The organism is Microbacterium zouquanmingi, from assembly GCF_052266675.1.
Lineage (GTDB): Bacteria > Actinomycetota > Actinomycetes > Actinomycetales > Microbacteriaceae > Microbacterium.
On sequence record NZ_JBQPRA010000001.1, the window covers coordinates 291,713 to 304,928 of the forward strand.

The following is a 13,216-nucleotide window of genomic DNA, read 5'->3' on the forward strand; positions in this document are numbered from 1 at the left end:
TGGCGGCGCACCCTCTGTCGTGAGTTACTCCGCACGCATGCGACGGCGCATCGCGAACAGGCCGAGGCCCATCGCGAGAAGCAGCACAGCACCCGCAATGAGTGCGGTGCTGTCCGCACCGGTCGTTGCGATGTCGCCAGAGGCAGAACCACCAGAGCCGGTAGTCCCATCGTCCCCGGCCCCAGGTCCGACGTCACTGGCAGCGGCGGTCACGGTGAGAGCCGCGGTCACCTCGGTGCCGTCGGGGAGGATCGCGGCGAGCGTGTGCGCGCCTGCCGGAGTTTCCGCCGGGATCGTCAGGGATGCCGTGAACGAACCATCAGCGGCAACCGTGGCTGATCCGATGCGCACCGGCGTCGAGCGCAGCTCGAAGACGATCTCCGCGCCCGGTGCGAAGTCCGCACCCGAAACGGCTACCTTGCCACCTGCGACGACGGACTCCGCCCCGAGTACGAGCGATGCGGGAACCTCGGGCTCAGGCTGCGCCGGAGGGGTGATGCCCGCCTCGGTGACCCACTTCTGGCCGTCGTCGTACTTCGTGACGCCCGCACCACGCAGCACCTGGGTGGCGCCGTTGTTGGTCCAGACGTTCTTCGCGTCCGTCTCGAGGTCGTAGTGCTTCGCTCCGGAGTTCGAGACGACGTAGACGGGGCCAGAGGTGATTCCGGGGGTCTCCGTCGCATCGGTGTTCACGTAGCCGCGGGCGTACGTGTGGTCATGACCCATGAGAACGAGGTCGATGTCGTTGTTCTGGAAGACCGGCAGCCACTCCGCACGAAGAATCGGTTCGTCGCGTCCTGCGGACGGAGCGCTTTGCGTCGATAGTACGTAATAACGTACTATCGACGCATGGGTGAAGAAATTGCCGACCTCCGCGAGGCCGTACAGAGTCTCGCGGCCCGCGTTTCAGCACTGGAGTCGTCCCGTGTTGCGCGATCTGCTGAGGCGACGAGCGTTCCTGCCGAAGGAGACGCCTTCTGGGCCCTGACCGAACTCCAGTCACGACTGCCCGATGATCCGAGCACCGTGGGTGGTGCGGTGATGATGGTCGGATCACTGACGCTGCCGACCGGTGCGCCGGTGGCGTGGCAGCAGGGGATCGGTGCCGAGGGCCTCCTCGAATCCGATTGGGGTGAGCGCTCGCAGGTGCTGGCGGCACTGGGGCATCCGGTGCGACTCGAACTGCTGCGGCACGTCCTCGCCGGCGTGCATGCGACGGCCGATCTCGGCGCCATCGAATCACTTGGCACGACAGGTCAGCTCCACCATCACCTTCGTCAGCTGGTCGCCACCGGATGGGTGCGACAGAGCGGTCGCGGCACGTACGAGGTGCCTGCTGCGCGCGTCGTGCCGCTGATGATCTGCATGCTGGGGGCCGAGCGATGACCGGCATCGTCATCGCCGTCTATCGCGCGCGGATGCTGATCCTCGCGGTCTCCACTGTCATCCTCCTGGCGATCGCCGTCCTGTCACCGCTTTTCGGTGGGCTTCCACGGTCGATCCGGTTGATGCTCGTCGGCATCGCCTTCGCCGGCTGGGCGCTGACGGCGCTGCTCGTGTTCGTCGGTCCTCGTCTTCTGCCGCACACAGACACCGTGCTCGTCGGCTCTCCGGTGCGTGGGCGCTGGTTGGCAATGAACAGTCCTGCATCCAGGGTGCCCAGTCACGGCATCCGCATGTACGGGCAGGCGCATGCGATCGACCTGGTGTACGAACCGAATGGTGCGTCGCGGCCGGTGTTCGGAACGGGCGGTCCGATGCGACCGAACAGCGACTACCCGGCGTTCGGGCAGCCCGTGTTCGCCATGGTCGGTGGCGTCGTCGTGAAGTCCTCGGACTGGCGCCGCGACCACCGTGCCCGTTCGACGGTGCTCGGCCTTCTCTATCTGATGGTCGAAGGGATGATCCGCGAGTTCGGCGGGCCTGGCTTTATCGTCGGTAATCACGTCACGATTCGCACGGACGACGGGTTGTATGCCACGCTCGCTCACCTCCAGAAGGGGTCCGTCACCGTGAGTGTCGGTGACACCGTGCGTAGCGGCGACCAGATCGGGCAGTGCGGAAACTCCGGAAACAGCACCGAACCTCACGTGCACGCCCAGCTCATGGACCGACAGTCGCTGTTCCTGGCGCAGGGAGTGCCCATAGTGTTCACCGCGATCACGCTGGGTGATGCTCCAGAGCGCCACGATGCGTTGCCGCGCAATGAGGAGCGCATGAGCGCTGCCTGAATCGAGGGCTCTTCCCCCGGTACGCTGGAACCCATGCTGAATATGGCCGAAGGGCTCGCCCGACTGCGCGAGCTCGCCGAAGGACCGGTCGTCTCGGTGGTGGCGCAGGCATTCCAGGATGCCGGGTTCGATCTTGCTGTCGTCGGCGGTCCTGTGCGCGATGCGCTGATCGGCCGCGACGTGAACGATCTGGACTTCACGACGAACGCTTCGCCCGACGAGATCCTGAAGATCGTCACCCCCATCTCGAGCACCCAGTGGGACATCGGCCGCGCCTTCGGCACGATCGGCGCCCGTGTGCGCGGCGAGCAGGTCGAGATCACGACTTACCGCGCTGACAGCTACGACGGTGTGACCCGCAAGCCGACCGTCGAGTTCGGTGACGCGATCGAGGGCGACCTCGTGCGCCGTGACTTCCGGGTGAACGCGATGGCGCTGAAGGTGCCAGAGATCAAACTCGTCGATCCGACCGGTGGTGTCGAAGACCTGGTCGCGGGGGTGCTTCATACCCCGACCGATCCGAAGGTGAGCTTCGGAGACGATCCACTCCGGATGCTGCGCGCCGCCCGTTTCAGCGCCCAACTCGGCTTCTTCATCGGGGACGAGACCCTCGCCGCGATCTCGGAACTGCGTGAAACGCTCAAGATCGTCAGCCCCGAGCGCATTCAGAGCGAACTGGTGCGCCTCATGCAGACCGACGACCCGGTCCGCGGCATCCGGGTTCTCGTCGACACCGAGCTCATCGAAGAGTTCATGCCCGAAGTGAGCGCGCTGCGCCTTGAGGTCGACGAGCACCATCATCACAAGGACGTCTACGAGCACTCCCTGACCGTGCTGCAGCAGGCGATCGAGCTCGAGAAGTCGCGGCATCCGGGTGATGCCCCTGATGTTCCGCTGCGTATCGCGGCCCTGTTGCACGACATCGGCAAGCCCCGTACCCGAAAGCTCGAGTCCGGGGGAGCGGTGACGTTCCACCACCATGACGTGGTCGGCTCGCGGATGGCGCGCAAGCGCCTGCAGGCGCTGCGCTTCGATGGTGACACGACGGACGCTGTGGCGACGCTCATCGAGCTGCACCTGCGCTTCTTCGGCTATGCCGAAGGCGCGTGGACGGATGCCGCGGTCCGCCGCTACGTCCGAGACGCCGGCGACCGCCTCGAGCAGCTGCACATCCTGACCCGAGCGGATGTGACCACTCGCAATCGTCGCAAGGCGCAGCGCCTGGCATCCGCGTACGACGACATCGAGACGCGCATCGCCGACCTGCGCGAACAGGAGGAGCTGGACTCGATCCGTCCTGACCTCGACGGCAACCAGATCCAGCAGATCCTCGGAATCAGGCCCGGTCGCGACGTGGGCGAGGCGTACAAGTTCTTGCTCGAGCTGCGACTCGACGAGGGTGTGCTGGGGCCGCATGCCGCCGAGCAGCGCCTGCGCGAATGGTGGGCCGCGCGCGGGTAGCGCGCCCACGGCGGTTACGCCATTGTGGCGAGCTGCTCGAACGTGATGGTGTCGACCGGTGACTGCCCGGCGAGGATCTGAGCGAGCTGTTCGATGACCAGGTCGCCAAGCAGTGCGACCTCAGTGCCGGCGGCACCGGCCAGGTGCGGGGTGAGCACCACGTTGGGCAGCGCATAGAGGATGTCGTCGTCATCGAGAGGCTCAGGGTCGGTGACGTCCAAGATGGCGCTGATGCGTCCGGGGCGCAGTTCGGCGCGAAGCGCACCGTGGTCTACGAGCCGTCCGCGCGCGGTGTTGATCAGGCAGGCGCCGTCCGGAAGCAGCGCGAGCGAGGCGCCATCGATCATTCGCTCCGTCGTAGGCGTGAGCGGTGCGTGCAGCGAGACGATCGAGCTGCGCTCGAGCAGTTCGTGTTGCGATACGTGCGTTGCGCCGAGGCTGCGCGCGTCGCCTGGATCGATCATGGGATCGGCCAGCAGCACCTCATAATCGAATGGATGCAGCAGCTCGAGCACTCGCCGCCCGATTCGCGATGCGCCGATCACCCCAACAGTGCGACCTGCGTTGCCGATTCCCGGATACCCGGTGGCGACGCTTAGCGTGCGACGAGTGCGCCCATACTCCTCGGAGAGCTCAAAGGTTTTCTTGCCGGCGAGCAGGATCATCGCCAGAGTGAACTCCGCGACGGGACGCGCGTTGGCGCTCGCCGCGGTCGTCACGATGATGCCGCGCCGCCAGGCCTCGGCATCCACGTGGGCTTTGACGCTCCCGGCGGCATGCAGGATCGCGCGCAGGCGCGGCATCCGGTTAAGTTCGGAGGGGCCGATCTTCGGCGCACCCCACCCGGTGATGAGGAACTCGACTGTGGCGAGTTCCTCAGACGGCACCGCGCCGAAGTCCTCGATCACGAACCCGGGATCGATGTCGACCATCGATCTCAGGCGCGCAAGGGATGGCGGCCGGAAGAGTCTGTGGACAAGTCCGGGGTCGAGGGCAAACATCGTCTTCATCGGGTCGTCAGCTCAAGAACCGCGACACGAACCACACGGCTGCGAAGATCGCGACGAAGACGACCGTGAGCCACCGGCCACCGCGCTTGAGTCGTCGCCCTGACGGTGCCACGCCGGGCGGCGGCGTCAGCATCGCCGTCGGCGGCGCGAAGGGAAGCGCGTGCGATCCCGACCCCGGCTCGATGTGCACAGCGGGGGTATGGCTCAGGCGCTCGTCGCGCCACCTCGCCCACTGGTCGAACTTGGTGATGAGGGCTCCGACCGTGCCGAACAGCCAGGCCCACGTCGCCGGATCCAGCGTCGACGCCTGGCGCTTCGTGTACAGGAACAGCCAGTCATCGACGATCTCGACGTCGAGCTGCGCGGCATTGTCGATGAAGCGCGCCATGATGTCGGGCGTGAACAGGTACAGGGCATCCTGCTCGTAGCCCGCCGGGCAGTACAGCGTGAAGTACTTGTCGAAGTCACCTTCGAGAGAGAGGTGCTGTTCCTTCTGGAACGACGCCGGCAGGTTCGTGCCGAAGATTGCGTTATTACCGAGGGCGTCGAGCACGATATTCGGCAGTGGCACGTCGAGCTTCACCGCGACGTAGCCCCACTTGTGGGTCGTCGAGTTCTTACCCGAACCCGTCGTGTACTGGTAGTTGCCGAACTCGACGAAACGGGGGCTGTGCCCGCGGACGAGCTGATCCGCTTTGCGGGCGCGACCCAGGGTGAAGATCATGCCGGGCAACGGAGGATCGGAGACCTCACCGGCATACGTCATGTTGTTCGCCGCAGCGAAACGATCGAGGCGGAAGTCCGCGACGCGCCGGCGACGGACGGACAACCATGCGACGATCCCGACCGCCACTCCCACGAAAGCGATGAACAGCAGCGGTAGCACGGCGATGAAGGAGTTGTAGCCGATGATGATCGTGACGGTGAACACGAACATCATCGGCACGATGATGAGGACGGCGATGACTGCGACGACGATCGCGATCACCGTCAGCGCCGTGGTGGATCCGCTGCGGCGCGACTTCATCTCCGCGGCGAAGGCACTCACGGCTCTCGGGTCGACGGGCTCGGTCAGCGGACGAGCATCGAACGTGGACGGCTGAGAGCCGGTGGCGGGCGTGGTCACCCGTCCACGCTAACCCCTTGCCATAATCAGACGTGTGAACACGCAGACCACGCTCCCGTCGCTCGACGGCCGCACTTTCCAGATGATCTCCTCCACGACCTCGGTCGTCGATCCCGATGCACCCAGCACGTTCCGCTACTTCGAGAAGGATGGCGCCGTCTGGGGTGACTACTTCGGCGACACCGTGACCTTCGGTCGTTTCGTCGGCACCCGCACCGGAAACGTGATCAGCATCCACTTCGTGCACGTGCTCGTCGCCGACGGCACGGTCGTCACCGGCTCAGGCGACAGCGATATCGAGCAGGACGAGAGCGGCCTGCGCCTCATCGAGCACTACGAGATGCACGGCAAACCGCAGCTCAGCGTCTGCGCCGAGGTCATTGCCTGAGGGCCCACCCTTCGACAAGCTCAGGGACCGACAAGCTCAGGGACCCGGTCAGCGCGGTGGCAGCGGTTCTCGAGCTCCGGGCGCCGGCGTCCACCGTGTCATTCCGATGGCATCACCAGGTGTGCGCTCGGGAAGATCGGTCGGCAGGATGAACGGGCGCCGCACCACTTCGTCGAGGATCACCACGCTCACGACGGTGCGCACCTCGGGCAGCTGGGCGATCACCCCCGTCGAGAAGTCGTGCACTCCGCCGACATCGGTTGCGCGGATCATGAGCATCGCGTCATGCTCACCGGTGGTCACGGCGCAGTACTCGACTTCGGGCATTCCCAGCACGCGTTCGCGGAACGACGGCCAGGACTGCGGATGCACCGTGACGAACACGTGCGCGCCGATGGACAGACCAGCCTTTGCAGGATCCACATTCGCGGAGAAGCCGGTGATCACACCGGCATCCAGAAGCGCCTCCACTCGCGAGTATGCGCCGGCGCGTGAGATTCCCACCCGCTCTGCGAGCGCCGCCATCGAAAGTCGCCCGTTCTCACGAAGCGCGGCGAGAATGCGGAAGCCGACGTCATCGAGCGTCGGCGCACTTCGTCCAGCGGATGCGGAATCCGAAGCTCGAATGTTGGACATCTTGGCCACCGCTCTCAGTTCTACGGACAATTTGTGTCTCAGGGTGCGAGCATATTGGACATATCGTCCGCCTACGTGCCAATCTGAACACGGTCGTCCACAGCCGTCCGACCTTCCCCGAATCGCTCCCTTCCTTGGAGGGTCTATGTCCTCGCTGTCCCGCAACTCATTTATCGCGGCGGGCGCTGTCGCGCTCTTGGCCGTCACCGGATGCTCCGGAGGAAACTCCGCCAACGGTGGAGGAGAAGCCGCCGCCGACTCGCTCGTGATCGACACCGCCTTCTCGATCGAAACCGCAGATCCCGGTCACAGCTACGACCCGACCGGCAACATGCTGGCCAAGGCGCTGTACGAGACTCTGGTCGATTTCGAAGGCTCCGACGTATCGACGCCGATCCCCGGGCTCGCATCCTGGGAGCAGAATGACGAGGCGACGGAGTTCACCTTCACGCTCGAGGGTGACCGCGTCTTCTCCGACGGCACTCCGATCGAAGCCAAGGACGTCGTCTTCTCCCTGCAGCGCATTCAGGGCATGGTCGAGGCGAAGCCGAACTTCCTGCTCACCGGCGTCACGATCGAAGAGGTCGACGACAAGACGGTGAAGTTCACCACCGAGTCGCCGATGCTGCAGCTTCCCGCGATCCTCGCGAACCCCGCCCTCGGCATCCTGAACTCCGACGTCGTCATCGAGAACGGTGGCACGACCGACGGAACCGACACCGCACAGGCGTTCCTCGACAGCGAGTCCGCAGGTTCCGGCCCGTTCGTGCTCGACACCCTCGACCTCTCGTCGCAGATCGTGCTGACCGGCAGCGAGGAGTACAACGGCGCCGAGGCCAGTGCATACGACCGCGTCGTCATCCGCAACGTCACCGAGTCCGCGACCCAGCTCGCCAACCTCAAGGGCGGCGACACCATGGTCGCGCTCGACCTCAACGGCGACCAGGTGGCCACCCTCGGCGACGATGTGAACATCGACTCGGTGGCATCCGCTCAGACGATCTTCCTGCTGCTGAACCAGAACCCCGAAGTTGCCGGCGACCTCGCGAACGTGAAGATCGCTGAGGCGATCCGCTACGCGATCGACTACGACTCGCTGCTGGAGCTCGCGGGGGCCGGATCCGTCCAGGCCACCGGCGTCATCCCGCCCGGATTCGAAGGCGCACTGGACTCTGGTGTCGAGCAGGACCTCGACCGCACCGCTGCCGCGCTCGCCGAGGCCGGCTACGACGGCCAGACGCTGAAGCTGCAGTTCCCGAACGACTACCCGGTCGGAGGCGTGGAATTCACCCCGCTCGCCGAGCGCGTGCAGGCACAGCTGCAGGATGCCGGCATCAATGTCGAACTCGCACCCGCACCGTTCGCCACTGAGCTCGACGCGTACGTCAACGGCACCGAGGGCTTCGGCCTGTGGTTCTGGGGCCCGGACTACGCGGACTCGGCGAACTTCCTGCCGTTCGCACCGGGCCTGAAGGTCGGTCTGCGTGCGGGCTGGGCAGCTGACGCCAACCCGGAGATCGCCGGCCTCGCTGCAGGTGCCGCAAGCGCGACCGACACCGAGCAGCGCACCGCTGCGTTCACCGAGTTCGCTGAGGCGATGCAGGCTGATGGCCCGTTCGTTCCGCTGATCGTCCCCGGTCGCAACATCGCCTCTGCAGGCGACGTCACCGGCGCGGTGTACAACTCCGTCTGGGAGATCGACATCGCCGAGATCACACCGGCAGGCTGATTCACTCCATGAGCACCACCACTGTCGCACGCAGGCGCCCGACCCGCTCTCCGCTGGTCGGGTACCTGCTGCGACGCCTCGGCACGTCGATCCTGCTGCTGATCGGCGTGACGATCGTGACCTTCCTGCTCACGAACCTCGTCCCGGGTGACCCGGTCTCCGCGGCTCTGGGCGAGGGCGCAGCACAGAACCCCGCGACGCGCGAGGCCTTCATCAAGTCGCACGGCCTGGACCAGCCGCTGTTCGTGCAGTACTTCATCTATATGGGCAACCTGCTGCGCGGTGACCTCGGCACTTCGCTCGTCACAGGCCGCCCCGTCACACTGGACCTTGCCACCGCGGTTCCCGCCACGATCGAGATCGCGGTCTGCGCGATCGTCGTGAGCCTCGCGGTCAGCATCGTGCTCGGCACCCTCGCCGCCTACCGCCGCGGCCTGGTGACCGACCAGGTCGTGCGAGTGGTCACCCTCGTCGGGCTCAGTGTTCCGACGTTCTGGCTCGCGCTGGTGAGCTACTACTTCTTCTTCCTGCAGCTCGGGGTCGCACCCGGCTCCGGACGCATTTCGCCATCGATCACGCCACCGCCGCGGATCACCGGCTTCTACACCGTCGACTTTCTGCTGAATGGCGACAGCGTCGGGTTCTTCGATGCCGCATCTCACCTCGCGCTGCCGGTCATGGTGCTCTCGCTCGTGACGATCGGACTGCTCACGCGGTTCGTGCGCACCTCGGTGCTCGAGGTGCTCGACAGCGACTATGTGCGCGCCGCTCGCGCGAAGGGACTTTCGGGCCCGCGCGTCGTGCTCGACTACGTGCTGCGCGGCGCCTCGCTGCCCATCCTCACCGTGGTCGGTGTCGCCTTCGGTGCGCTGCTCAGCGGCACCGTGCTCGTCGAGTCGGTCTTCGCCTGGCCGGGTCTTGGCACCTATGCCTACAACGCCGCCGCGAACCTCGACCTCACGGGCATCATGGGCGTCGGCCTCGTGGTCGGCGTCATCTACCTCGTCATCAACCTGGTCGTGGATCTGCTCTACGGCGTGCTGGATCCGAGAGTGAGGATCGCATGAGCGCCCTGGACGACAAGCGGGTCGCATCCCGTTGGAAGATCCGCTTCCGCTGGCCGCGCGCCTGGCGCACGCCGCTCGGCATCATCGGCTCGGTCATCGCACTGGGGTGGGTCATCATCGCCTTCACCGCGCAGTGGTGGGTGCCGTTCGGACCGAACGCCCAGGTGCTGCCGCGTCTGCAGGCCCCTGGCATCGACACGCTCATGGGCACGGACGGCAACGGCCGCGACATCTTCTCGCGGCTGATGACCGGCGCGACCGTGACGATCCCACTCGCGCTCATGCTTGTCGTGGCCGCGCTTGTGATCGGCACGATCCTCGGCGCCGTCGCGGGATACTTCGGCGGCTGGGTCGATGAGACTCTCATGCGCATCACCGACCTGTTCATGGCTTTCCCGACTGTGATCCTCGCGATGGTGGTCGCGGCATCCCTCGGTCCCTCGCTCTTTAATGCGGTAATCGCCGCGGTCATCGTGTCGTGGCCACAGTACGCCCGCGTCACCCGCAGTCTCGTGCTGAGTCTGCGCCAGCAGAACTATGTCGTCGCCGGGCGCCTGCTCGGGCACTCACCCGTGCGCAGCCTCTTCGTCGACATCCTGCCGAACATCGCCGGCCCCGTGCTCGTGCTCGCCACGCTCGACATCGGAACCGCGATCCTGCTGCTGTCCGGCCTGTCGTTCCTCGGCCTCGGCGCTCAGCCGCCCACGGCCGAGTGGGGCTCGATGATCTCTGCGGCCATGTCGAACTTCGACGCCTGGTGGCTCGGAGTGTTCCCCGGCCTCGCGATCCTCACGGTCGTCGTGGCGTTCAACTTCCTTGGTGACGCGATGCGCGATGTGCTCGACCCGACCGCAGAGGTCGCTCACGAGAATCAGGCTGAACTGGTCTCCTCCGCGAAGGGGGCGAGCGCATGAGTTCTGTCGCCCTCAGCATCCGGGATCTGCACATCTCCATCGGCCGCCCGCTCGTGCACGGCATCTCACTCGATCTTGAGCGAGGGCGCGTGCAGGGCCTGGCCGGCGAGTCCGGATCCGGTAAGACGCTCACCTCGCTCGCCGTGCTCGGGCTGCTTCCGCGCAAGGCGACGACATCCGGCTCGATCCTGCTCGGCGAGGATGAACTGCTCGGGATGCCGCGGCGCGCACTGAATCGCGTGCGCGGAAAGCGCATCGCGATGGTCTTCCAGGACCCCTCTGCGTCGTTGCATCCGCAGCTCACGATCGGGCGCCAGCTCACCGACCATATGAAGGTGCACCTGGGCCTGAAGGGCAAGGCGGCAGACGCCCGCGCCGTCGAACTCCTCGAAACCGTGCAGGTGCCGCGCGCCGCGGAGTCGCTCGGGCGCTACCCGCACCAGTTCTCGGGCGGACAGCGCCAGCGCATCGCGATCGCCTGTGCCCTGGCCTGCGACCCCGACGTGCTGCTCGCCGATGAACCGACGACCGCACTGGATGTCACCGTGCAGGCCGGCATCCTTCAGCTGCTGCGCGACCTCGCCGTCGAACGGGAGCTCGCCGTGCTGCTGGTCACCCACGACCTCGGCGTGATGAGCGCGATCGCCGATGATGTCGCCATCATGAAGGACGGGCGGATCGTCGAGCGCGCCGACCGTGCGACACTGTTCGCCAACCCGCAGCACGAGTACACGCGCACGCTGCTCGCGGCGCTGCCGGGGTCACGACTGGATGCTGGCGACAACGAAGGAGCCGGCGATGACTGACGCACTCGTGCTCGACGCGCAGAACGTCGTGGTGCGCTACCCCGGCAACCCGCCGGTGGTCGCGGTGAACGATGTCTCGGTGCAGGTCGCCGTGGGCGAGACCGTGGCACTGGTCGGCGAGTCCGGAAGCGGCAAGTCATCGCTTGCGAGGGCGGCGGCAGGGATCGAGAAGATCGTCTCGGGTGTCGTGCACTTCGATGGGATGCCGGTGCTTCCGATGGGCATCCGCCGCCGGTCCGTGGCTCTGACCGGAATCCAGATGGTGTTCCAGGACCCGTCGACCTCGCTGAACCCACGTCGCCGGATCGGCGACCAGATCAACGACGGCATCCAGACCGCGCTCGCGCGAGGTGACGAGGGGTCGCGTGTCGAGGAGTGGCTGGAGCGCGTCGGGCTCAACACGGCATGGACGGCCCGCTTCCCGCATCAGTTCTCCGGCGGGCAGAAGCAGCGCATCGCGATCGCGCGTGCGCTCGCCGCTCGCCCCAAGCTGCTCATTGCCGACGAGCCGATCTCTGCGCTGGATGCGTCGACGCAGACCAGCGTCGCCGCCCTCATGCGCGATCTCGTCGCCGAGGTCGGCGCGGGAATGCTGTTCATCTCGCACGATCTCGCTGTTGTGCGGCGCATCGCCGACCGCACGCTCGTGATGTACGCCGGAGAGGTGCTGGAGTCAGGCCCCACGGACGAACTGTGGGCTGATCCGCAGCATCCGTACACTCGCTCGCTGCTCGCAGCGATTCCCGAGCCTGACGGCCTCGGCCGCATTCCCGCGGCGCCGTCCGCGGAGGATCGCGCGGCGTGGTCGACGGTCCCGCCCGTCGTGCGCTGAGCGCGCTTGCCGCGGCGGGGCGGCCGCGGGCTCGGGCGGCAGTCGTGGACCGCGGCACCAGCCCGGAAGGATTTCGCGGTTTCAGTACCGGGGGGAGCCGCGAAACTCTTCTGCGCTGGCTGTCCGGACCGGGCGGCGTTAGCGGTTGAGGTCGTCGGCGTCCCAGGGCAGCGACGAACCTTCGCGGATCGGCAGCGCCTCGATGGCCGGGTCAGCGCAGATCGCACGCACGAGCTCGTTCGAACCCGCAACGATCGTCGAGTCGTAGTCGATCTCGGTCGCCATGACCCATGCGCGATCAGCGGGCCAGAGCAGGCTCAGCGCCTCGTCGCCCCATGGCGCCTCGTCCTGCCAGTCCGGGTTTGCGAACGTCGACAGCGCAGCGGTGAAAAGCACGTGTGCGCGGTCGGGCAGCTCGAGACGCGGTCCCTTCGATATCTCGTCCGAGAGGATGCCGGGCTGCCAAGTCGCCCGCTGAAACGGGTTCTCAAAAGGATTGCGGATGCTCTGGCCCAGCACCTGCTGATGGATCTCGTCCTCGCTGAACGCGAGAGATGCGCGTGACGGTCCGGTGCCCATGAACCCGAGCATCCCGCCCCAGCCCTCCCAGACACCGCACACGCACTCGTCCGGCGTGCTCGTGTGCACAGAAAGGTGGCCGGTGAGGCGGCTCAGGATGCTGGCATCCAGCCATCCTTCGCGTGGGGCGGAGAACTCGCGACCGTCGGGCGCGGTCTGCGTATGCCAGTTGCCCTCCGGAGGGGTGCGGACCAGCCGCTGCCAGGATGCTTCGGCGTGCAGCGTCGTGCCGAAGACCGCCGCCGCTTCTCCCCAGGGGGTGGGCTGGTCGACAGCATCCGAACTCGAACGCACCGAGGCCGGATGGAAGATACGCGCATACGCCTCGTAACCACGGGGAGCGAAGTGGTGAATCGACCAGTCGTCATCGAGCCGGTCCCGTAGCCAGTCGCCGACAGAAACATCTGAGATCCACTGCATGCCGACCACGCTACTGC

General features: G+C 66.4%; 14 protein-coding genes. 9 read left to right on the top strand and 5 right to left on the bottom strand.

The genetic code is table 11. The annotated features are described in order from the left end of the window. Positions 1-24: 24 nt before the first annotated feature. Positions 25-726 (bottom strand): hypothetical protein, encoded by a 702-nt coding sequence (locus ACTU6V_RS01415; RefSeq protein WP_443474710.1) that lies wholly within the window; start codon positions 724-726, stop codon positions 25-27. A 123-nt stretch (positions 727-849) separates the two neighbouring features. Here ACTU6V_RS01415 and ACTU6V_RS01420 point away from each other — a divergent pair, with 123 nt between their 5' ends. Genes ACTU6V_RS01420 through ACTU6V_RS01430 form a run of 3 tightly spaced genes read left to right on the top strand, consistent with a single transcriptional unit; the run spans position 850 to position 3,692 of the window. After that, positions 850-1,386 carry an ArsR/SmtB family transcription factor gene (locus tag ACTU6V_RS01420; protein ID WP_443469949.1) on the top strand — a complete coding sequence of 179 codons (537 nt, stop codon included), beginning with the start codon at positions 850-852 and terminating at the stop codon, positions 1,384-1,386. After that, a complete protein-coding gene (locus tag ACTU6V_RS01425; RefSeq protein ID WP_443474711.1) occupies positions 1,383-2,231 on the top strand; it encodes a M23 family metallopeptidase in 849 nt (282 codons plus the stop codon). The genes ACTU6V_RS01420 and ACTU6V_RS01425 overlap by 4 nt, the downstream gene beginning before the upstream one ends. 33 nt (positions 2,232-2,264) lie before the next feature. Next, complete coding sequence (locus ACTU6V_RS01430; protein ID WP_443474712.1) at positions 2,265-3,692, top strand: CCA tRNA nucleotidyltransferase; 1,428 nt, start codon at positions 2,265-2,267, stop codon at positions 3,690-3,692. Between the two features lie 14 nt (positions 3,693-3,706). Here the strand turns inward: ACTU6V_RS01430 and ACTU6V_RS01435 are convergent, their stop codons facing one another. Both ACTU6V_RS01435 and ACTU6V_RS01440 read right to left on the bottom strand, forming a co-directional pair. Further along, positions 3,707-4,624: a hydroxyacid dehydrogenase gene (locus tag ACTU6V_RS01435; protein ID WP_443474713.1), complete on the bottom strand. Its 918-nt coding sequence runs from the start codon at positions 4,622-4,624 to the stop codon at positions 3,707-3,709. A gap of 85 nt (positions 4,625-4,709) precedes the next feature. Beyond that, the gene (locus ACTU6V_RS01440) at positions 4,710-5,828 is read right to left on the bottom strand and encodes a hypothetical protein (RefSeq protein ID WP_443474714.1); all 1,119 of its coding nucleotides are present in this window, start codon (positions 5,826-5,828) and stop codon (positions 4,710-4,712) included. 34 nt (positions 5,829-5,862) lie between these two features. Between ACTU6V_RS01440 and ACTU6V_RS01445 the strand changes: the two genes are divergently transcribed. After that, positions 5,863-6,216 carry an avidin-fold protein gene (locus ACTU6V_RS01445; protein WP_443474715.1) on the top strand — a complete coding sequence of 118 codons (354 nt, stop codon included), beginning with the start codon at positions 5,863-5,865 and terminating at the stop codon, positions 6,214-6,216. Positions 6,217-6,264: 48 nt separating this feature from the next. On the opposite strand, the gene ACTU6V_RS01450 is transcribed toward ACTU6V_RS01445, so the two are convergent. Beyond that, positions 6,265-6,852: an Lrp/AsnC family transcriptional regulator gene (locus tag ACTU6V_RS01450; protein ID WP_443469943.1), complete on the bottom strand. Its 588-nt coding sequence runs from the start codon at positions 6,850-6,852 to the stop codon at positions 6,265-6,267. 145 nt (positions 6,853-6,997) lie between these two features. Here ACTU6V_RS01450 and ACTU6V_RS01455 point away from each other — a divergent pair, with 145 nt between their 5' ends. Genes ACTU6V_RS01455 through ACTU6V_RS01475 form a run of 5 tightly spaced genes read left to right on the top strand, consistent with a single transcriptional unit; the run spans position 6,998 to position 12,200 of the window. Beyond that, entirely contained in the window at positions 6,998-8,581 is a 1,584-nt protein-coding gene (locus ACTU6V_RS01455; protein ID WP_443469942.1) for an ABC transporter substrate-binding protein, read from the top strand. A gap of 8 nt (positions 8,582-8,589) precedes the next feature. Further along, positions 8,590-9,648: an ABC transporter permease gene (locus tag ACTU6V_RS01460; RefSeq protein WP_443469941.1), complete on the top strand. Its 1,059-nt coding sequence runs from the start codon at positions 8,590-8,592 to the stop codon at positions 9,646-9,648. Further along, the gene (locus tag ACTU6V_RS01465; RefSeq protein ID WP_443469940.1) at positions 9,645-10,562 is read left to right on the top strand and encodes an ABC transporter permease; all 918 of its coding nucleotides are present in this window, start codon (positions 9,645-9,647) and stop codon (positions 10,560-10,562) included. Before ACTU6V_RS01460 ends, ACTU6V_RS01465 begins: the two co-directional genes overlap by 4 nt. Further along, complete coding sequence (locus ACTU6V_RS01470) at positions 10,559-11,368, top strand: ABC transporter ATP-binding protein (protein WP_443469939.1); 810 nt, start codon at positions 10,559-10,561, stop codon at positions 11,366-11,368. Before ACTU6V_RS01465 ends, ACTU6V_RS01470 begins: the two co-directional genes overlap by 4 nt. Next, the gene (locus ACTU6V_RS01475) at positions 11,361-12,200 is read left to right on the top strand and encodes an ABC transporter ATP-binding protein (protein WP_443469938.1); all 840 of its coding nucleotides are present in this window, start codon (positions 11,361-11,363) and stop codon (positions 12,198-12,200) included. Before ACTU6V_RS01470 ends, ACTU6V_RS01475 begins: the two co-directional genes overlap by 8 nt. Positions 12,201-12,338: 138 nt before the next feature. On the opposite strand, the gene ACTU6V_RS01480 is transcribed toward ACTU6V_RS01475, so the two are convergent. Beyond that, positions 12,339-13,199, bottom strand: a complete 861-nt coding sequence (locus tag ACTU6V_RS01480; RefSeq protein WP_443469937.1) for a hypothetical protein — start codon at positions 13,197-13,199, stop codon at positions 12,339-12,341. Positions 13,200-13,216: the final 17 nt, after the last annotated feature.

What these genes read in the sequence shown, in the direction of transcription:
- ACTU6V_RS01415 (WP_443474710.1), bottom strand. Translation starts at nt 726, where the DNA reads ATGGGTCATGACCACACGTACGCCCGCGGCTACGTGAACACCGATGCG.
- ACTU6V_RS01420 (WP_443469949.1), top strand. Translation starts at nt 850, where the DNA reads ATGGGTGAAGAAATTGCCGACCTCCGCGAGGCCGTACAGAGTCTCGCG.
- ACTU6V_RS01425 (WP_443474711.1), top strand. Translation starts at nt 1,383, where the DNA reads ATGACCGGCATCGTCATCGCCGTCTATCGCGCGCGGATGCTGATCCTC.
- ACTU6V_RS01430 (WP_443474712.1), top strand. Translation starts at nt 2,265, where the DNA reads ATGCTGAATATGGCCGAAGGGCTCGCCCGACTGCGCGAGCTCGCCGAA.
- ACTU6V_RS01435 (WP_443474713.1), bottom strand. Translation starts at nt 4,624, where the DNA reads ATGGTCGACATCGATCCCGGGTTCGTGATCGAGGACTTCGGCGCGGTG.
- ACTU6V_RS01450 (WP_443469943.1), bottom strand. Translation starts at nt 6,852, where the DNA reads ATGTCCAACATTCGAGCTTCGGATTCCGCATCCGCTGGACGAAGTGCG.
- ACTU6V_RS01455 (WP_443469942.1), top strand. Translation starts at nt 6,998, where the DNA reads ATGTCCTCGCTGTCCCGCAACTCATTTATCGCGGCGGGCGCTGTCGCG.
- ACTU6V_RS01460 (WP_443469941.1), top strand. Translation starts at nt 8,590, where the DNA reads ATGAGCACCACCACTGTCGCACGCAGGCGCCCGACCCGCTCTCCGCTG.
- ACTU6V_RS01465 (WP_443469940.1), top strand. Translation starts at nt 9,645, where the DNA reads ATGAGCGCCCTGGACGACAAGCGGGTCGCATCCCGTTGGAAGATCCGC.
- ACTU6V_RS01470 (WP_443469939.1), top strand. Translation starts at nt 10,559, where the DNA reads ATGAGTTCTGTCGCCCTCAGCATCCGGGATCTGCACATCTCCATCGGC.
- ACTU6V_RS01475 (WP_443469938.1), top strand. Translation starts at nt 11,361, where the DNA reads ATGACTGACGCACTCGTGCTCGACGCGCAGAACGTCGTGGTGCGCTAC.
- ACTU6V_RS01480 (WP_443469937.1), bottom strand. Translation starts at nt 13,199, where the DNA reads ATGCAGTGGATCTCAGATGTTTCTGTCGGCGACTGGCTACGGGACCGG.